Annotated in this window: 14 protein-coding genes; 11 read left to right on the top strand and 3 right to left on the bottom strand. The window is 64.2% G+C overall.

Translation table 11 applies throughout. The annotated features are described in order from the left end of the window. Positions 1-98: 98 nt before the first annotated feature. Positions 99-1,625: a HEPN domain-containing protein gene (locus ACIPYW_RS05960; protein WP_400411700.1), complete on the top strand. Its 1,527-nt coding sequence runs from the start codon at positions 99-101 to the stop codon at positions 1,623-1,625. A gap of 656 nt (positions 1,626-2,281) precedes the next feature. Here the strand turns inward: ACIPYW_RS05960 and ACIPYW_RS05955 are convergent. Both ACIPYW_RS05955 and ACIPYW_RS05950 read right to left on the bottom strand, forming a co-directional pair. Further along, the gene (locus ACIPYW_RS05955) at positions 2,282-3,451 is read right to left on the bottom strand and encodes a hypothetical protein (protein ID WP_400411697.1); all 1,170 of its coding nucleotides are present in this window, start codon (positions 3,449-3,451) and stop codon (positions 2,282-2,284) included. A gap of 33 nt (positions 3,452-3,484) precedes the next feature. Next, positions 3,485-3,844, bottom strand: a complete 360-nt coding sequence (locus ACIPYW_RS05950) for a hypothetical protein (RefSeq protein WP_400411695.1) — start codon at positions 3,842-3,844, stop codon at positions 3,485-3,487. Between the two features lie 486 nt (positions 3,845-4,330). Between ACIPYW_RS05950 and ACIPYW_RS05945 the strand changes: the two genes are divergently transcribed. The 5 genes from ACIPYW_RS05945 to ACIPYW_RS05925 all read left to right on the top strand — a co-directional run bounded on the left by ACIPYW_RS05945 (position 4,331) and on the right by ACIPYW_RS05925 (position 10,262). Beyond that, positions 4,331-4,612 carry a hypothetical protein gene (locus ACIPYW_RS05945; protein ID WP_400411694.1) on the top strand — a complete coding sequence of 94 codons (282 nt, stop codon included), beginning with the start codon at positions 4,331-4,333 and terminating at the stop codon, positions 4,610-4,612. A 942-nt stretch (positions 4,613-5,554) separates the two neighbouring features. Continuing rightward, the gene (locus ACIPYW_RS05940; protein WP_400411692.1) at positions 5,555-6,997 is read left to right on the top strand and encodes an MFS transporter; all 1,443 of its coding nucleotides are present in this window, start codon (positions 5,555-5,557) and stop codon (positions 6,995-6,997) included. After that, positions 6,994-8,865 carry a flavin-containing monooxygenase gene (locus tag ACIPYW_RS05935; RefSeq protein WP_400411690.1) on the top strand — a complete coding sequence of 624 codons (1,872 nt, stop codon included), beginning with the start codon at positions 6,994-6,996 and terminating at the stop codon, positions 8,863-8,865. The genes ACIPYW_RS05940 and ACIPYW_RS05935 overlap by 4 nt, the downstream gene beginning before the upstream one ends. Beyond that, a complete protein-coding gene (locus tag ACIPYW_RS05930) occupies positions 8,862-9,611 on the top strand; it encodes an SDR family NAD(P)-dependent oxidoreductase (protein WP_400411688.1) in 750 nt (249 codons plus the stop codon). The genes ACIPYW_RS05935 and ACIPYW_RS05930 overlap by 4 nt, the downstream gene beginning before the upstream one ends. Positions 9,612-9,692: 81 nt before the next feature. After that, positions 9,693-10,262, top strand: a complete 570-nt coding sequence (locus tag ACIPYW_RS05925) for a TetR family transcriptional regulator (RefSeq protein WP_400411686.1) — start codon at positions 9,693-9,695, stop codon at positions 10,260-10,262. Between the two features lie 165 nt (positions 10,263-10,427). Here ACIPYW_RS05925 and ACIPYW_RS05920 read toward each other — a convergent pair whose 3' ends face one another. Then, positions 10,428-11,360 (bottom strand): zinc-binding alcohol dehydrogenase family protein, encoded by a 933-nt coding sequence (locus ACIPYW_RS05920; RefSeq protein ID WP_400411684.1) that lies wholly within the window; start codon positions 11,358-11,360, stop codon positions 10,428-10,430. 96 nt (positions 11,361-11,456) lie between these two features. On the opposite strand from ACIPYW_RS05920, the gene ACIPYW_RS05915 reads away from it, so the two are divergent. The 5 genes from ACIPYW_RS05915 (at position 11,457) to ACIPYW_RS05895 (ending at position 17,982) form a co-directional block, all read left to right on the top strand. Next, on the top strand, positions 11,457-12,098 hold the full coding sequence (locus ACIPYW_RS05915; protein WP_400411682.1) for a TetR/AcrR family transcriptional regulator: 642 nt from the start codon (positions 11,457-11,459) through the stop codon (positions 12,096-12,098). Between the two features lie 892 nt (positions 12,099-12,990). Next, positions 12,991-14,883, top strand: a complete 1,893-nt coding sequence (locus tag ACIPYW_RS05910; protein WP_400411680.1) for a beta-glucoside-specific PTS transporter subunit IIABC — start codon at positions 12,991-12,993, stop codon at positions 14,881-14,883. Between the two features lie 23 nt (positions 14,884-14,906). Then, positions 14,907-16,319 carry a glycoside hydrolase family 1 protein gene (locus tag ACIPYW_RS05905; protein WP_400411677.1) on the top strand — a complete coding sequence of 471 codons (1,413 nt, stop codon included), beginning with the start codon at positions 14,907-14,909 and terminating at the stop codon, positions 16,317-16,319. 28 nt (positions 16,320-16,347) lie between these two features. Then, entirely contained in the window at positions 16,348-17,250 is a 903-nt protein-coding gene (locus tag ACIPYW_RS05900) for a PRD domain-containing protein (protein ID WP_400411674.1), read from the top strand. A gap of 75 nt (positions 17,251-17,325) precedes the next feature. After that, a complete protein-coding gene (locus tag ACIPYW_RS05895) occupies positions 17,326-17,982 on the top strand; it encodes an HAD family hydrolase (RefSeq protein ID WP_400411672.1) in 657 nt (218 codons plus the stop codon). The last annotated feature ends 26 nt before the right edge of the window (positions 17,983-18,008 follow it).

Raw genomic sequence — 18,008 nt, 5'->3', positions numbered from 1 at the left:
GCGACGATGGTCGCGGCACCCGGGAGAGAGTACCGGGCATCGGCACGTCGATTCGGCGCGGCCCGGTGTAACGCCGCACCGCACGGAAGCATCGGGTTGTGACAGACGGTGAAGCGAACGATCATGAACCGGTGGCGGAAGCGGCGTTGAGTGAACCCGGAGAATGGACAGGCTTCTGGTGGATCCCGTCCGAACCAGACGCGAAGCACCCGGGGGTGCTGCACTTCGATCCGATGAAGGGGGTCGAGCTTCGACTCATCGGGGGTTGGGAGTACGAGACGGAGCTGCCCGAAGTGCCAGGGCTGTCGACAGGGCAGCTCAAGGAGTGGGCGATGGTGCACGGCGCCGTCGCCGACGGCACCCCTGTGACGCTGCTCCACTTGCACGTATCGACGGTGACGCGAAGCAACAACCGGTTCAAGCGCTCCGACGCGCCCGACCACCTGCATCTTCAAGCCGGCGTCGCACTCCTGGGCTGTCACCTACCAACGTCCACTGAACCGGCTTTCGTCGGAGTCAGCGCGACGGTCGAACACCTGACCACATGGTCTGCACGGTCCGGTATCCACCGCACCTACAAGCAGGAGAATTCATGCTCCCGCGAGGTGCACCTGGAGCAGCTGAGCGCGTTACAGGCGGAGTTCGACGACCTCACCATCACCTTGGACCATTGGAACATCGTGAGCAGCGGAGCCAGCCGCTCGCGAAGAAGAACGTCCGTCGAGGAGTACGACGCGATCCAGTTCAGTACTGCGCTGCCGCAACCGCTCGATAGGTGGCTCGACCTGGTGGCTAGTGCCGCTGACCTGATGTCTCTAACGACGATGAGCGCATCGGCGGTCATCGGCGTTCGGCTGTTCCTTCCCGCTACCCCTGACGCCTTCCCCGCGGATCACCCCACTCGCAACCAGCGCCGCGAGGTACAGCTGCTGCAGCATCGCGTGACACACGCGCAGCCGAACCTCAAGGCTGAGCTGCACCATCACTTCCTCCTGACGCTCGACGACATGGACTTCGCCGTCCTAATGCCGCGGTGGCTCGCAATCCGGGAACGGTTCGCCGCTGCCCGCGGGATGATCCTGGGGTTGCAGTACGTGCCGAGCGGGTACATCGAAAACCGTGTCGTGACAGCTGTCGCCGCCGCGGAGGCATTGCATCGGGCACTTGCTCCGGACCCTCCCATCCCACCCCAGAGCTTCCGGCAGCTGCGGCGAGACCTGCTTGACCGGGTGGACCCCGCTCATAAGCAATGGCTGTCCGAGCGACTGACATCGACCGCAAACGTCCCCACCCTCCGCGAACGTCTGCTCGAACTTGCCAACCGTCTCGGCGGGCCGGGGTCAGCTCTGGTTGGTGATGTCCATCAGTGGGCTACTGCCGCGAAAAACGCACGGAACCGCATCGCGCACCTCGGGTCGGCCGAGGAAGATTTCCTCCACTTGCACGCCGTAATCGAGGTCACGTCCGGTGTCGTGATACTCAACCTCCTCCACGAGCTGGGTCTACCGTCGGAGCATCTAGAGCGGTCCGTGCTCCAGCATCCGAAGCTGTCGTACGCCGCCCATCTAGCGCGAACCCACCTGTCTGGCGCCCCACGAGCCGCGGTTCGTGAGACGGACTCTTGAGTCCAGTGGCCTTGCTCATCGTCAGGGTCATCAACCGTCACCGATAAGCCAGGCGAGGGCTGAGATTTCGATGCGGACGCCACCGAGGCCGCCGGCGATGCTCGCGTCACTGGTCCTTGCTTGCGCCCTTCGCCCGGGCTGAGACAACGCTGCCCCTCAGGCCACCGACGCCTCCGCACCGCCGGAAAGCTAGAGCGGGGGATGCGCGGCTGCGGTCGCGGTGGACTGCCACCAAGTAGACGCCGCCAGCTATAAAGCGACGAGATCTATAATCTCTATAATCGTGACTCGCTGAACTCAAGCACCCCGGTCTCAGCCGACGTTGTTCTCCAACCGCTGCGTACCTCGTACGGCGGACCCTGCGCCACGCAGCTTCTGCGCCCGTGATGTCGGCTATGAAGATCTCGACATCCGCCGAGGGAACGGGCCGAAGTGCGTGGCGCATCTCAAGCGGTGCCCGCCGCGAGTTGTCCAGCTGGAGTCGAGGCGATGCCAGCACTCAGCGGACACTGATCGGGATGGCTTGGCGCACGGCACCGGTGTCCGTGCGATCGGACAGGTCATAGCTGTTGAGTAAGACGTGGATCGACGGTTTGTTCATCAGTTGGCCATCTGATTGGCGCGCGTATCAATCGGCAAGCAACAGGCTCGCGGAGTCACATGCCCCGGCGAACTCGCCACCCCTCATGCTGTCGTTTGGCGCGCGCGGCGAGTTCGATGCGCTGGCGTTGCTGCTGGAGCCGTTGGTGGCGGCGACGGAAGCGGCGCAAGCGGAGCCCGTCGAGACCGCCCCGAGGTGTCCAGCCTCGCCACACCGTGCGCGGCGCGAATGCCGAGAGGATGGGCAGCGTGTACGCGCCGAGGATCGCGATCACCGAGGCGCGAGTAGCTGAGGAGGCTGGAAGCGATGCCCCGATCACGCCCAGCGGCGCCAGCGCGATGAGCGTCGACGGTCCCGCCGAGAGCAGTGCGCCCCACCGAGTGATCGTGTTGTCCCGCATCTGGCTGATCAATGACGCTTGCAGGGATCCACCGACCGCGGCTCCGCCGCAGAAGCACACGAGGATAGGGAGATCAGCCATTTCGCCTCCCACCTGGGCGGGCAATAACGCACTCGCGAGCAACACAAACGCACTCGCCGCGATCGTTGCAGCGAGAGCGAGGCCTGTAAGGCTAACCGTCAATCGGAGCCAGGGACGGCGGTGCTCGTGAGAGCCGGGTGTTGCGTCGATGCGTCGCTGCAGGTCTTCTTCCGTGGTGGCGAGCACGATCAGCTGCTGCTGCGGTGATCTGAGGACGATGTCACCACCCCAGAACGCTGCTGACACGATCAGCGCAGTGATCAGCGTGCTTGCCCAAAGGTGACGCGGTGCTGTCTCCGGGGCAGCCAGGCTTAGGAAACTCAGAAAGAGGGTCGCCGTAGCGACCCCGGCGATGATCCAGCTTGCAGCAGCAAGACGTCGTCGGTTCGCCGCTACGTCATGCTCGTGAAGACCGATGAAATTCTGCCCGGCAAGGATGGCGAGCACTGCGAGAATCGCTGCGAAAAGTGTAGGGAGCAGCCAGTTCGCGTCCGCTGCCACGCCCAAACCGAAGCGAGCCACAGCTATAAACGACTGTGCGGCAGTTGCGCCGAAAACGGACACAAGAGCGGCCACCGCGGCGACGCTGATGGCCGTGATGGTCGACGAGGCGATCAGCACGACACCAGTCCGCAGCGGCATCCAAACGAGGAAGTCGGTTCTCTCGTCAGAGACCGTTGCTGGGACGGTGGTCTGCGGATCCGGTTCATCACCGTTGACGGGATCAGTCATGGCGAGGTTCATGTGCTGGCGGTGGACGGTCGGCTGATGCTGCTCCTATCGGTGCATGACCGACACGGGTACTCCAGAGCCGTCCGCCTCGGTCAGTACCTTCTCGATCTTCGACCGCTCGTCGGAGGTCCCGTAGAACACCTGCAACAGCGCAGCCGGGGACGAGCACGGCGTGCCGATCGAAACGCTGACTTCGTCGCCCTGACGCTGCAACGTGTCGACGAGGTCACCGTGCGTCTCGATCGCGCTCCGCACCTGCGCCTTCTGTGGTAGCTGGTCGCATGGCGGGTGCTCGTCGCTGTTTCCAAAGGGCAGCACGCCAAGCACGGTTGCCGCGCCGAGGGCAGCAGCGGCCAGCGCAAGGGTTCCGGCTGCGGCGATGGTGTACTGCGCGGCTCGGTTCATCGAATTTCTGCTTCCTTGAGGTGCGTTAGGGGGAACTCGGCCCGTGCGTCGCCCGCCCGATGATGATTCGAGTAGGCGGAGATCACGTCGTCGCCGTGCACAGAGGCAACGTCGTACGACCGTCGGTTCCCCCGGTTGACAGGTTGCCTCCGCAGCCTCCGACGCAAAATGGGTCGTTCAACCAGGTTAGAGTACGTCCATGGCTGGCGGTGTCACATCTGGTGACCAAGAGCCGGATATGGAGGGGGCTCAATGACTGCTTGGGGAGACGTCCCAACCTGGATTACGACGTTGGCTGTTGGCTTCGGCGCTGTGCAGCTCTTCCAGGACCGCCAGGCACGCAAGCGCCAGGCGGAACTGGACTCACGGACACAAGCTGGCGCAGTGTCGGCTTGGGCTGGCTCCTTGAGAGCCACCCCAACTCAGGCGCAGGTATACGGCTTGGTCATCGCCAACGACTCAGGTCTTCCAATACGAGACGTCTCAGTGGAAGCAACGCTCCATGGCAATCCGCAGACGAAGGTAGACATCGTCGTACTGCCTACCGGTCGCTACTTCGTCACGCTCGAGAAGGACGCAAAGTGGGACTACCCCGCCGTGCTCGAGGAGTTCGACCGCTACGTCCGTCCCTACACTCGCACCGAGCGCTACCGCGTCAACAAGATCACCTTCACGGACACCTTCGGCGCACGATGGTCGATCGACACACAGGGCCGATTGGAACGCGAACCACGCCGCGATGCGGGGCGAGAGACGACAGCAACGTGAAGCCGCAACCGATTGCGCGCTGCCGCCGGACGGACATTGGCTTCGGTGAGGGACCGCGCCCTTGCGCGCGATAGCGGGCCGAACCGCCACCTATAGCGACGCTTCACTCAGCCCAAGGTTGTTTGTCTCGGAGAGCTGAGCGAGGCATTCGACGACTCCAAACCTGCGCCTGATCGGCAGCATGAACCTACCGAACCGGTCCGTTCTCCGTGCCGCGGAAATTGTTTCGCCGGGCGGGTCCTTCTAACACCGGCCGGTGGGCCAGCAGCCGGCGGGCTCATCATTCGCCTGTGCGATCGAGGAGAACGCGCTCCCGGTCGCGCAGTACTGCAGCCGCGGCGACAAGCGGTCTTTGGTCGAGCAGCCGCCGTACTCGATCCGCGCATGGACAAGCACGGCGCCTCGAAGACCCCGCATCGAAGTGCAACCAACGAACCGAGCGGTCGAACCATGCCAGGCCGGATCGGAGCAGATCAGTCAATCAGGCGGGTTGCTTTTGCGTCGATTATCGACGGAACTTCCCGGCCTCCTGCATGCGTCTCCTCAGCGATTCGCAACGCCACCCACCGGCATCACAACCTCTTCGCGAGCAAGATGTCGTCGCGGTGAGCCTTGGAGACAGTGTCCCCTGGCGGCCTTAGCGACGGTGTTCGCGGCGACCCGCGGAAGGCGGGTCGGCGATGTCGACAAGGTTGCTGACGACGTCGAGCGCACCATGGAGAAACGAGAGTCGCGGCGTCGGCAGCCATCATGCGCGCCAGCCACACGACACCCCTTTAAGTCATCGGACGCACCCTGCCGGCAGTGCGTACCAACTGTGATCACCCGCACGATGCTCCACGTGACCGCGTCGCATCACCCCGGCTTCAGTGGCTCTGGGGACCGAACAACCTTGGTGATACTGTGTCGCACAGTGAGACGCAGTCTCAGAAAGGTGAGTCCATGACGACTTCTTCCCCCGAACCCTCGGTATCGCCGTACAGCAAGGGCCGTCAGAACGCCGTCGTGGCGACGCTAGCGTTCGCCGGCATGGGCGCCTCGTTCATGCAGACGATCCTGATTCCCATCCAGTCGGAGCTACCCAAGCTGCTGAACGCGGACCCGACCGACACCGCATGGGTCATCACCGTGACCCTGCTCACCGCGGCGATTTCGACCCCGATCGCAGGCCGACTTGGTGACATGTTCGGCAAGAAGCGCATCGCGCTGGTGCTGATGGCCCTGCTCCTGATCGGTAGCGTCGTCAGCGCGGCAGCACCCGGGTTGATCGCCCTGATCATCGGTCGGGCGCTGCAGGGAACCGGGATGGGCGTCATCCCGCTCGGCATCTCGCTCCTTCGAGATGTTGTCGACTCCCGCCGGCTCGGATCGTCGATCGCGTTGGTGAGCGCCACCCTCGGTGTCGGCGGCGCAATCGGCCTGCCGATCAGCGCGCTCGTCACACAGAATCTCGATTGGCACATGCTGTTTGTGGTCGCTTCCGTCGTCGCCGCGGCAGCGCTCGTCCTCATCGCCGTTGTTGCCCCCGCTGACCGGGACCGGGCACCCGGCCGGGTCGACATCGTCGGCGCCATCGGGCTCGCAGCCGGTCTCGTCGGCGTGCTCCTCGCCATCTCCCAGGGCAACACCTGGGGTTGGGGATCCAAGGCGACGCTGACGTGCCTCATCGCCGGTGTGCTCGTCCTCGTCGGATGGGGGTGGTTCGAACTGCGCTCGAAGGCGCCGCTCGTGGACCTGAGGGTCAGCGCCCGGCCTGCAGTGCTCACCACCAACCTCGCCTCGGTAGCCATGGGCTTTGCGCTGTTCTCCTCAAGCATTGCCTTCCCGCAGCTGCTGGAGCTGCCGAGTCAGGTCGGCGGGCTCGGCATCGACCTGCTGCCCGCCAGCCTGGTACTGATGCCGTCGGGCCTTGCCATGCTGGCCATGTCGCCGATCGCCGGACGGATCGAACGCTCCATCGGACCGAAGCCGCTGCTCGCAGCGGGCGCCATCGTCATCGTTATCGCCTACGCTGGCTGCCTGTTCCTACCGTTGACCGCGCTCAGCATCGCCCTGATCAACACCGTCATCGGGATCGGCATCGGACTCGGCTACGCCGCCATGCCCGCGCTGATCATCGGCGCAGTCCCGCGCCACGAGACCGCGTCAGCGAATGGCTTGAACGCGCTGATGCGCGCCTTCGGCACCACGGCAGCGTCCGCCCTGGTCGGCGCGATCCTCGCCAGCTCCACCGGCGCGGATCAGGCCTCCTCGTTCGGCATCGTGTTCCTGCTCGGTCTGATCGCCGCCGTTGTCTGCGCCGGCCTCGCCCTCGCCATCCCGCGCACCAAGGCGGAAGTCCCAGCCGCAAGCGCCGAGGCAGAGCAGACCGTTCCCGCCCGATGAAGCATCTCGCGAATCCCGGCGCACGTCCGCCCGACGCTTGGAAGGAAGACATGCCCGCTAGCACCATCCCCGACGACCTCGATTTTGACCTCGACGCCCTGCGCGAGAAGTACCGACATGAGCGCGATCGACGTATCCGGCCCGACGGCCTCCGGCAGTACTCGGGCCTCCGGGGCGAGTTCGGGTACTGGGCGAAAGACCCGTACACGCCCGTTGAAGAGCGTGTGCCGAAGACCGACAAGGTCGACGTCCTCGTCGTCGGGTGTGGGTTCGGTGGGATGCTCACCGCGGTCGAACTCCGCAAAGCCGGATTCGAATCAGTCCGCTTGACCGACGAGGCCGGCGGATTCGGTGGCACCTGGTACTGGAACCGCTACCCCGGTATCCACTGCGACATCGAAGCGTCGGTGTACATGCCCCTCCTCGAGGAGGTCGGCACAACCCCGACCCGACGTTATGCGCCGGGCGATGAGATCCGCGACCACGCGGCCGCCATCGCCGACCGCTTCGACTTGTACCGCGACGTGCTGTTCCACACTCGCGTCACCGAGCTGCGCTGGGACGATGACGCCAGGGAGTGGCTCGTCTGTACGGACCGCGGTGACCAGATGCGCGCCCAGCACGTCGTCGTCTCTTCAGGCACGCTCACACAACCGAAGCTGCCAGCGATTCCGGGCCTCGATACCTTCCGCGGGCACACGTTCCACACCAGCCGATGGGATTACAGCTACACCGGCGGCGATGAACGCGGAGGGCTGACTGGCCTCGCGGACAAGCGCGTCGCCGTCGTCGGTACCGGCGCAACCGGCATCCAGGTCATCCCACATGTCGGGCGCGACGCGGCACACACCTACGTCTTCCAGCGCACCCCTTCGAGCGTCGACGTCCGCGACAACTATGACCTGTCCGCGAACTGGACACGCAGCCAACCAAGCGGATGGCAGCGGGCACGAATGGAGAATTTTCTCGCCGTCGTCACCGGCGAGGAGACCGACACCGACCTCATCGGTGACGGGTGGACCTCAACAGCGGCGCTGCAACGGCAGGTGCTCACCGGAATGCAGAACAGCGGCACCGTGTCCGACGCACTCCGGGACGAGATCGCGGACGCACGGAAGATGAACCAGATCCGGGCCCGCGTCGACGAGGTCATCACCGACCCAGCAACCGCCGAGTTGCTGAAGCCTTGGTACCGGTACATGTGCAAGCGGCCCACGTTCAGTGACCTGTACCTGCAGACCTTCAACAGGCCCGACGTCACACTCGTCGACACAGCCGATCACGGCGGCATCACCGGTGCGACCGAGGACGCGGTTCTCGTCGGCACCACCGCGTACCCCGTCGACTGCATCGTCTTCGCAACCGGCTTCGAAACCGGCATCTCCGGAGTGCGCTCCGGCGCAATGCCGGTACACGGCCGAGACGGCCAAACGCTGCTGGAGTCATGGGCCCACGGCCCGCATACCCTGCATGGCTTCATCAGCTCCGGCTTCCCGAACCTCTTCCACCTGGGCTCGCTCCAGAACGCCAACGCCGTCAACTTCGTCCACATCCTGCAGGAACAGGCCGAGCACATCGCCGCAATCATCACCGCTGCTCGTAATGCAGGGAGAGACGTGGTCGAACCCACTGTTGCAGCAGAACAGCGATGGGCCGACGCCATCGCCGACGTCACCGTCGACAACGCCTCCTTCCTCCGCGACTGCACACCCGGCTACTACAACGGCGAAGGGACCCGACAACACGGCAGCGGCTCCTACAGCCCCGGCCCGGTCCGCTTCCACCGGCTACTCGCCGAATGGCGGCAACACAGCATGCACGAAGTCCTCACCGGAATTGACACCCCCTCGAAGGAGAACCGCACATGAGCAACAACCGCTTCACAGACCAGACCGTCATCGTCACCGGCGCCGGCTCCGGCATTGGCAGAGCCACCGCTCTGCGCCTGCTCGGTGAAGGAGCCGACGTCGTCGGTACCGACGTCGCCGTGGACCGACTGAGCGAACTCGGCCAAGAGGCCAACACCACGGCACTCACGACGGTGCCTGGTGACGTCGCCGATGCCGCCACCATCGCCGACATACTCGATGCAACCGGCGGCCGCGTTGACGCGCTCGCAAACGTCGCTGGGATTATGGACGGGTTCCTCCCCGCAGCGGAGATCGACGACGCCACCTGGGACCGTGTATTCGCAGTGAACGTCACCGGCCCGATGCGCCTCACCCGCGCGGTACTACCCCGCATGCTCGAGCAGCAACGCGGCAGCATCGTGAATGTCGCCTCCGAGGCGGCGCTGCGCGCATCCGCGTCAGGCGTCGCCTACGCCGCTTCGAAGCACGCCCTTGTCGGCTTGACGCAGAACGTCGCGTTCTACTACGGCCCCAGCGGTATCCGCTCCAACGCGGTCGCTCCAGGCGGCGTGGCCACAAACATCGAAGCACCGATGAAGTCCGAGTTCGCCGCCAACCGTGTCGGTCCGATCTTGCACGCTACGATGCCGGCGCCGACGACCGCCGACCGGCTTGCCGCGGCCATCACTTGGCTGCTCAGCGACGATTCAGCAAACGTCAACGGTGTCATCCTCCCCAGCGACGGCGGCTGGGCCGTCGCCTAACGCACCACCCTCGAGAGCTGCCCGGCGGCCAGTGCCGCCGGGCAGCTCTCGTACGATGACGAAGTACCCAGGAGGTTCACCATGCGTACTCGAGAGCACTCCCGCCGCGTCCTCGCCGCGGCAATCTTCGAAGTGTTCGCCGAACGAGGGTTCGAGGAAACCACCGTCGATGACGCAGCCCGCGCCGTCGACATCTCACGAGCTACCTACTTCCGCTACTTCGGGTCCAAAGAGGACGCTGTCATTGCCGCCGTCGAGGCGGCAAGCGCCGACATCGCCGGCTTCGTCGCGGACACTCCTCGCCGCTCCGCGGAGGACGGGATTAGCTACGTCCGTCGCCTCCTGGAACCACTGGCGACGCTCGCCGAGACTGATCAGCAAATGCGTGCCCGGGTCAGCATGATCGCGTCGACGCCCACTATCTCCCGTCATCTCAGCGGAAGACGTATAGAGCAACGCCATGCATTAGCGGACGCGCTGACGCTTGCCGGCTTCGAAGCGCTCCATGCCCGCACGCTCGCCGCTGCCACTCTTGCCGCACTCGACCTCAGCTGGGAGATATGGGTCGCTGACCAGAGCACTGCCACGTCTCTTCGATCACACCTTGATGCGGTGTTCGCTGAACTGCACGCTCTTCCGACTGTTCGTTGACGCTGTAGCTCGCGATGTCGTCGATGCCGCTGGCGGCGGTTTCGCTGTCCGGGCTGATGTCTGTGACGGAGAACACGCCGAGTTTCATGGGGAGCCTCGTGCGTCAATGACTTCGAAGGGCGGGGACCAGGCGTTCGGGCCTACCTGGTCCCCCAATCGGTGTGGTTAGTTGATGGTGATGACGAGCTTGCCGAGGGTGCCGGCGCCGAACGCGGCGAACGCGTCGTTGGTCTCGTGGAGGTCGAAGACCTGCTGCACGGTGACGGTGGTGTGCTGCTCGGCCTGGTTCTTCGCCAGCCGCTCAAGGGTCGCTTCCGTCGGGGTCGCGTAGATCGGGTAGACCTGCACTCCGTCGGCCGGCACCTGCTCGGGGGACATGATGAGGGTCGACACAAATCGGCCACCGGCCTTAACCGCGGTCACAGCAGCGGTGGGGTCGCCGGCGAAGTTCAGGACCACGTCGGCGCCATCGGCGGTGATCGCCTTGACCTGTTCGGTGACGTCGCCCTTGTAGTCGACGGTGTGCGCTGCGCCGAGGCCCGTGACGAGCGCCTTCTCCTCGTCGGAGGACGCCGTCGCGATCACGACGGCTCCTGCCTTGACGGCGAGCTGTGCCGCCTGCTGGCCGACCCCGCCGGTGGCGCCTGCCACCAGGACGGTCTCGCCCTGCTTGATCGCGGCGGCGTCGAAGGCGTCGACGGCAGCGGTACCGGCGAGCCCGAGGCCCGCGGCCTCAGTGAAGGCGATACTCTCGGGCAGCTTCGCGATGCCGACCGCGACCGGGACGGTGACGTACTCGGCGAAGGAGCCGTCACCAAGGAAGTCCTTCGTGACGACACCGAACACTCGGTCCCCGATCGCAAAGTTGTCGACACCGTCACCGACCGCGTCGACGACGCCGGCGAAGTCCTTCCCGAGGACAACTGGGAAGCGGTGCTCCATCATGCCCTCGAGGTTGCCGCTCGCGACCGACAGGTCGAACCCGTTGACCGATGCGGCGTGCACCTTGATGCGGACCTCGCCGGCGGCGGGCTGAGGTACCTCGATGTCGGTGACCTCGGGGGCGGCACCGAACTCGCTGAACGCGACGACCTTCATGACTGCTCTCCTCTGTGACATTTAGTGGAGCGATCGCTCCACTTGGCACAATAAGCGAACTGGAGGATCTATTCCACTACCGGTAGGTTCGGGTCCATGGACACCACAGCGCGCCCGCTCCGCGCCGACGCCGAGCGCCGCCGTCAGGCGATCATCTGCGCCGCCGGGAGCGTGTTCGCCGAAGAAGGCACCGCGGTCACGCTCGAGCACATCGCCGAGAAGGCCGGGGTTGGGGTCGGCACGATCTACCGTCGATTCCCGAGCATCGAGGCCCTGGTAGGTGTGGTGTTCGAGGAGAAGATGCGGCGCTTCGCCGATGAAGCCGTAGCGGCAGCCGAGCGCGCACGCACCGAGCCCTGGGATGCGTTTGCGGACTACGTGATGTTCGTCATGCGGCATCAGGCGGAGGACCTCGCGTTCAGTGACGTCATCCTCTCGCCGGGCCTCGGATCGAAACTGTTTCGCGCCGAGACCAGACGAGCCCTGGCGGCCACGCAGCTTCTCGTCGAGCGTGCGCAGGCCGCAGGGGCGATACGTGCCGACTTCGACGAGTCGGACCTGTTCATGCTGCAGCACGCCAACGCCGGTCTCATCCGGAGGACACAGCGGTCGGCACCGACGGCCTGGAAGCGCTTCGCGGAGTACATGCTCCAGGCATTCCGCGTCGACGGCGGCCACCTCGAACCACCTTCGGCCACGTGGCTCCGCGCGGGCTCTCGAGCTGCCCGAGATTCCTAGTCGAACTACGGCGCCCGCCAAGTCACGAGGAGACTATGCCTCGCCGACGTCCGCAGTGTCACGGTCGGGACGTGCCTTCACCTTGCGTAACTCCTGAGCGTCCTCGACCGTATCGACTTCTTGCAGCTCCTTTCTCCACTGTTCACGCCTGTCCCTGAACGGGCAGCAGGACTACCGTGACCGCCCGGCCGCAACTACCGGGGGAACCGTTGGGTGCGACGTATGACAGACGTACAGCACCGCTGAGCGTCACCGCAGCCGTTCGAGTGTGCGACCAGGCGGCACACCACCGCTCGAACGCTCGTATCCAACAAAATGAGTCCCCCGCCGACGGCGGCAACACTAGATCCGGCCTACTCCCCGCCACGTGCGGTCCTGCCCGACCGGTGGAACGTGTTCATCAGGCGGCTCTCACGGGACCGATCCCTCGTGGCTCCATGCGCCTTCTGCAACACTGGTTCCAGCCAGGTTTCCCACGAGTGGCATCCAGAAGAACAGCCTGGTGTGTAGCCCGGTCGGTTACCCTCGCCGCGGCGGATGTCTTGCCCATCCGTCCTAATCACCCTTGATCCGCGGCCAAGGGGTGGCGGCGCGGTTTCGATGCAGGTGGAGTCGCTGCCTGCCACTCTGGGTCGTAGCAGTCGATGCGCCCATAATTTATGTTTCAAATGTGTAGACGATCGGGCAACGCCGGCAAACCAAGCGCTGCAGTTCCCAGCCGTGGGGCTTGACAGAGCGGAACGTCCGCTATATCTTCGACTCTCAAATCCACTGCGGACTTTGTTCTGCCGTGGAACAGGGTTGTTACTTTCGAGGCAAGACCTGAGACGCATTCAATGCGCCTCAGGTCTTTTTTTATGGCTCCTTCGACAGCAAGATGGACGGGACACCGATGTCACAGACGCGACAAGAGCACCTCCCCGAGGCGATCATCTCCGGAATGGGTGGTGCCGAAAACATCCGGAACATCACGCACTGCGCCACTCGAATTCGTGCGCAGCTCGCGGACGACAAGCTCGCGGATGATGCCCTGATCCGCTCCACGCCTGGGGTCTTAGCGGTAGTGCGCGCTGGGGGCCAATTCCAGATCGTGATCGGCGATGGCGTGGAAAACGTGTACGCCGGCATCGAGGACATGCTCGGTCGCTCCAACACGCAAGAAATTCCGGCCGCCCGCCCCTCTGGCAACATCTTAAATCGGGCAATCGCACTGATCTCGGACATTGTGCGCCCGCTGATCTGGCCGCTCGCGGGGATGGGATTGTTCAAAGCACTACTGACACTCGGGGGCGTTCTTGGGTGGTTCGACCCAAAAAGTCCCACTACAGTCGTTCTGACGGCGGCAGCCGACGCGCTATTCTACTTCCTCCCGATGTTTATCGCCATCTCGACCGCGCGACGCTTCAAAACTCACGAGTTCACATCGATGATCATCGCGGGGGCGCTGGTCTATCCGAGCATCGTCGCGATCGCAGATGGCACTGCAACGTCGACCTTTGGCGGTGTTCCGATCGTCATTACAAACTTCGCAGGAATTCCGCTCGTTGCCATGCACTACGTCTATTCCGTTATCCCGATCGCCGTGGCGGTATGGGTACAAGGATATCTCGAGCGGTGGCTGCAGCGCTGGCTTCCCGAACTCGTTAGATCCTTTATGACGCCGTTCTTCGTCGTCCTCGTCATGGTGCCGCTGATCCTGCTCACGATTGGTCCGTTGACTACTCTCACCGCGGACGGGCTGTCCGGGGCCATCGAGGAGGCATTCAAGTTCGCACCATGGCTGGCCGGCGGCCTACTCGGTGGGATCTACCAGGTCCTTGTCATCTTCGGCTTGCATTGGGCTACTGACCCAATCGTGATCCAGGAGATCTCCCTGCGTGGATACTCGCTGATCGCCGCGCCGCTGGTACCAGCGGTTCTCGCGCAGGGCTCCGCCGCAATCGCAGTCGCGCTGCGCACACGTAGTGCTGCTCGCCGCCGGGTCGCTCTCGCGGCCGCCGCGTCCGGATTCGTGGCGGGCGTGACCGAACCCGCGATCTACGGCAGCAACCTTCCTCTGCGCAGGCCGTTTGCCTTTGCGCTTGTCGGCGGCGCAGTCGGCGGCGCAATTGTCGCATCCGGCGGTGTTGCCCCGGACACCTTCATCTCGTTCTACTCGGTGCTTTCGATGGCCGCGTTCCTCGCCCGCGGATCCGCAGCAATGCTCTTCATCGGAGTCGGAGCGGCAATCGTCATCCCATTTGCTCTTACTTTCCTCTTCGTAAATCGGGAACAAGTGGACCAGAACACTGACGAGCATGCCACCCCAGCCGCAGACACTCCCGTTGAAGCGCCGGGCCACGTCCGCGCACCAGTCGCGGGCCGGATGATTGCGCTCGAGCGCGTACCCGACCAAGTTTTCGCCAGCGGCACTTTGGGCGGTGGATTCGGTGTCGTCCCGGATGACGGGCATTTTGTTGCCCCTGTCTCTGGCACCGTCGTCGCCGTATTCCCCAGCGGCCATGCCTACGGCCTTAAGACCGACGACGGCATGGAGGTGCTGATACACATCGGTATCGACACCGTGCAGTTGGAGGGCCGCGGATTCACCTCCTTGGTCGACGCTGGGCAAAGGGTCACCGTCGGCGGACCGCTTGCAGAGGTTGATCTGGCAGCTGTGAAGGGTGCCGGGTTCGACACGACGACTATCGTGGTGGTCACCAACTCGTCTGAGTACAGCTCGTTGACCCCGGTAACAGATACGGTAATAAACTCGACCAGCCCCGCGCTTATCGTCAAGCGCTGATACCCGGAGAAGGACAAACACGAATGGCAAACTTTCCCGACGGATTTCTCTGGGGTGGCGCGACCGCGGCGAACCAGATTGAAGGTGCTTACGCCGAGGGCGGTAAGGGCCTCTCCATCCAAGATGTGCTTCCCGACGGCGAACGCGGCAGAGTGACCGAGGAGCCGACCCCGGACAACCTCAAGCTCATAGGCATCGACCACTACCACCGCTACGTCGACGACATCGCGTTGCTGGGCGAAATGGGGTTCGCGGTGTACCGGTTCTCGATGGCGTGGAGCCGCATCTTCCCCAACGGCGACGAGGACCAACCAAACGAGGAAGGACTTGCTTACTACGCGCGAGTCCTCGACGAACTGGAGCGTCACGGCATCGAGCCGATCGTCACGCTGAGCCACTACGAAACGCCGCTGCATCTCGCGCGTGCGTACGGCGGATGGGAGAACCGCGCGCTCATCGGGTTCTTCGAGAAGTTTGCGCGGACGCTGTTCGAGCGCTTCGGCGACCGTGTCAAACGGTGGCTGACCTTCAACGAGATCAACGCGGTCCTCGAGCTGCCCTTCTTCGCCGGAGGAGTGCCACGCACCCGAGAGGACATGCCGCTACAGGATCTCTACCAGACAGTGCATCACGAACTCGTGGCATCCGCCCGCGTTACTCGGCTCGCGCACGACCTCATCCCGGGGTCGCAGATCGGCTGCATGATTCTCGCGATGCCGACCTACCCCCTGACCCCGGCGCCGGCGGATGTGCTCGCCGCGCAGCAGGCAGAACGAGTCAACTACGGGTTCGGCGACGTGCACTGCCGCGGCTACTACCCGTCGTACCTGCTGCGCACTCTCGAACGCGCTGGCGTCACCCTCGAGATAACCGACCAGGACCGCGACGACCTCCTGAACACCGTGGACTTTGTGTCCTTGAGCTACTACGTCAGCGTCTGCGAGACCGCGGACGAGGACCTGCGCATCCGCGGCGAGGGGAACTTCCTCGGCGGGGTCCCCAACCCCGCCCTGGCAGCAACCGAAACCGGATGGGGCTGGCAAGTGGATCCGGTCGGTTTGCGCGTGGTTCTCAATGCGTACTGGGACCGTTGGCAGAAGCCGCTTTTCGTCATCGAGAACGGGCTCGGGGCTGTAGACGTCCCGGAGCGGACCGACGACGGACTCCGCATCGAGGACGACTACCGCATCGCGTATCTCAACGACCACCTCAGCGCCACCGCGGACGCCATCGACGATGGTGTCCCGGTCCTCGGATTTACGGTCTGGTCCTGCATCGACCTCGTCAGCGCATCCACTGCGCAGATGAGCAAACGGTACGGACTGATCTACGTGGACCGCCACGACGACGGCTCCGGCAGCCTTGATCGACACCGCAAGAAGTCGTTCTATTGGTACAAGGACGTCATCAGCTCCAACGGAGCGCTCATTCGGTGACACACCACCCAGCGGAGCGAGCGGCGACATGAAAATCCTTCATGTGTTCAACAACAACGCCGTGCTCGCCGACGACGGCAGCGGGCGGGAGGTCGTCCTCACCGGGCGGGGCGTGGGCTTCAAGATGCGCGCCGGACAACACGCCGACACGTCTCGCGTCGCGCGGACGTTCGTGCCGGACACGGCGGACGCCGCATCCCAGCTCGGCGACCAAATCGCGGCAATCCCGATGGAGTACCTCCACCTCGCCGACGCGACACTCGGAGCCGCTCGACGGCTCCTACCGCGGTTGCAAGTCACGTCCGGCCTCGTTGTAGCCGTCGCCGATCACGTGCACTTCGCGGTACTCAGGATGCGCGACGGCCTTCATGTCCGGTACCCCCTGGGCGGTGAACTTGCGTACCTCTACCCGGCTGAATGGGACGCCGCACGGCTGATACTTGACAGCATCAACAACGCGATTCCAACTCCGCTGCCGAGCGCGGAGATCACACCCATCACGTTGCACCTGGTCAGCGCAACCCATGCCAGCGTCAGCATGGCGGATGCGATCACGGAAGGCGATTTGCTCATACAGGCCTTCAACGTCGTCGAGCAACATCTTGCGCGACCACTGGATCGTAAGAGCGTCGCCGCCGCCCGGTTCTTCACGCATCTGCGGTACATCTTCGTGCGTGCTCGCAGCGAACGGCAGTCGACCCTGCCCCATTCTGCCCTCGCCGCTGCTTTACAGCTCGAGCACCGGATTGCTTGGGACACTGCGCTGCGGCTACGTGAGCTGTTTGCGCTACGACTAGGCCATCCGCTTTCAAGCGCGGAAACCGTTTATCTCGCGCTGCACGTGGCCCGCATTGCAGACGAGGCGATGGACGTCGACGCTGCCGCCAGCGGGACGGGGGAGGACGATGACCCGATCCTGTCGACGCGGTGAGCCATCACAAAGCGCCGAGGCAGTCGTCGGCATCCGCGTGACGCAGCGGACACTAAGACTTAGGAGGATTGACCGATGAGCGGTTGGAGCATCTTCGACTTCGACGGTGTCATTACGTCCCGCGACTCGATGACAGTGCTGTGCCGCAAGGCGATTCGGCGCCGTCCACTGGCGGTAGTCCGCGTGCTCGCACTACTCGCACTCCGAAGCATGTTGCGAACACCCGCTGGACGTCAACGCGTCGATGCAACCATCGTGGCGGTAGCGCTGCTCGGCGTCCGCGCCGACGATTACAGCACACTAGCCGCTGACACCGTGCGGCAGTTTGCTGAATTTGGCTGGGTACGGCATTCCCTAGTCGATGCGCTCATAGAGGCGCGAGAGCACGGCCCAGTGATCGTCGCGACAGCCAGCGAACGCGAGCTTGTCGAGCGCTTTCTGGCCGCCATCGACGTCGCCGGCATTGAGGTCCTCGGCTCCACGCTGACCAGCGACTCACACGGTCTGCGTTTCTCCTGGCACAACGTCGGCGAACAGAAACTTCATTCGCTTCTCGAACGTGGCATCCCGCTTCAGCACGCAACGTTCTACACCGACTCCCTCAACGACCTTCCCGTCGCAGAAGCCTGTCTGACCACCCTGTACGTAGGTTCGGACAAGCGAGCGGCCGACCGTCTGGTTCATGCGTCATTCACCGTCGGACCGACCCGCACTCTCCGCGCCGGCGAGTGACCTTCAGGGCCTCAAGCTGAGTCGTT

The sequence above is a fragment of the Curtobacterium sp. NPDC089689 genome (assembly GCF_044749145.1).
Classification (GTDB): domain Bacteria; phylum Actinomycetota; class Actinomycetes; order Actinomycetales; family Microbacteriaceae; genus Curtobacterium.
The sequence above is the reverse complement of the archived record's forward strand: the minus strand, read 5'-3'. Positions and strand labels throughout refer to the sequence as shown.

Coding starts and splice junctions, on each gene's coding strand:
- ACIPYW_RS05910 (WP_400411680.1), top strand. CDS start 12,991: ATGTCACAGACGCGACAAGAGCACCTCCCCGAGGCGATCATCTCCGGA.
- ACIPYW_RS05930 (WP_400411688.1), top strand. CDS start 8,862: ATGAGCAACAACCGCTTCACAGACCAGACCGTCATCGTCACCGGCGCC.
- ACIPYW_RS05950 (WP_400411695.1), bottom strand. CDS start 3,844: ATGAACCGAGCCGCGCAGTACACCATCGCCGCAGCCGGAACCCTTGCG.
- ACIPYW_RS05920 (WP_400411684.1), bottom strand. CDS start 11,360: ATGAAGGTCGTCGCGTTCAGCGAGTTCGGTGCCGCCCCCGAGGTCACC.
- ACIPYW_RS05905 (WP_400411677.1), top strand. CDS start 14,907: ATGGCAAACTTTCCCGACGGATTTCTCTGGGGTGGCGCGACCGCGGCG.
- ACIPYW_RS05935 (WP_400411690.1), top strand. CDS start 6,994: ATGAAGCATCTCGCGAATCCCGGCGCACGTCCGCCCGACGCTTGGAAG.
- ACIPYW_RS05895 (WP_400411672.1), top strand. CDS start 17,326: ATGAGCGGTTGGAGCATCTTCGACTTCGACGGTGTCATTACGTCCCGC.
- ACIPYW_RS05915 (WP_400411682.1), top strand. CDS start 11,457: ATGGACACCACAGCGCGCCCGCTCCGCGCCGACGCCGAGCGCCGCCGT.
- ACIPYW_RS05925 (WP_400411686.1), top strand. CDS start 9,693: ATGCGTACTCGAGAGCACTCCCGCCGCGTCCTCGCCGCGGCAATCTTC.
- ACIPYW_RS05940 (WP_400411692.1), top strand. CDS start 5,555: ATGACGACTTCTTCCCCCGAACCCTCGGTATCGCCGTACAGCAAGGGC.
- ACIPYW_RS05900 (WP_400411674.1), top strand. CDS start 16,348: ATGAAAATCCTTCATGTGTTCAACAACAACGCCGTGCTCGCCGACGAC.
- ACIPYW_RS05955 (WP_400411697.1), bottom strand. CDS start 3,451: ATGAACCTCGCCATGACTGATCCCGTCAACGGTGATGAACCGGATCCG.